The sequence below is a fragment of the Kitasatospora sp. NPDC059571 genome (assembly GCF_042735675.1).
Classification (GTDB): domain Bacteria; phylum Actinomycetota; class Actinomycetes; order Streptomycetales; family Streptomycetaceae; genus Kitasatospora.
Genome location: NZ_JBHWBW010000366.1, coordinates 7,374 through 8,022, shown reverse-complemented (window position 1 = coordinate 8,022; position 649 = coordinate 7,374). Strand labels below are relative to the sequence as shown.

1 protein-coding gene is annotated in these 649 nt (G+C 80.3%); it reads right to left on the bottom strand.

Features of this window, described 5'->3' with window-relative positions; translation table 11 throughout:
• Window positions 1-153: 153 nt before the first annotated feature.
• Window positions 154-649, bottom strand: a 496-nt coding sequence (locus ACFV0G_RS29695) for a peroxiredoxin (protein ID WP_380554735.1), incomplete at its 5' end; no start/stop codon positions are given.

The following is a 649-nucleotide window of genomic DNA, read 5'->3' as shown; positions in this document are numbered from 1 at the left end:
CGCCGGGGTCAGGCCTCGGCGGCCGAGAAGCGGCCCGGGTCGGCGACCACCGCCCCGACGACGCCGGGGGCCCCGCCCCGCCGCGGGGCGCGGGGGCGCCGCCCACGCCCGCCTGACGGGCCCGCCGGTCGGGGACTCGGCCGGAGGCGGTTCTCAGCCCGCCGAGAGGCCGTCGAGCAGGGCGAGGGCGTCCTCGACCGACCCTGCCGGGTCGGTCACCGGGTAGAGGACGCCCCGTACGGTGCGGGTGGCGTCCAGGACCAGGGTGAGCCGCTTGAGCCGGTCGACGCCCGCCGCCCGGAAGGTGGGCAGGCGGAGGGAGGCGGCCAGCTGCAGCTCGGCGTCGGAGAGCAGCGGGAACGGGATCCGCGCGTGCTCGGCGAATGCCGCCAGCTGGTCGGGGCGCTGGGTGCTGACGCCGTACACCTGGGCGTCCCGGGCGGCGAACTCGGACATCCGGTCGCGGTAGGTGCAGGACTCCAGGGTGCAGCCCGGGGCGCCGGGGACGGTGCTCCAGCCGGGCGGGTAGTCCGCACCGCCGGGAGCGTAGGCGCCCGGGAAGCAGTACAGCACCGTCCAGGCACGGTCGGGGGGGGGGGGGGGGGGCGGGCGGGGGGGGGGGGCGCGGGGGGGGGGCGCGGGGGGGCGC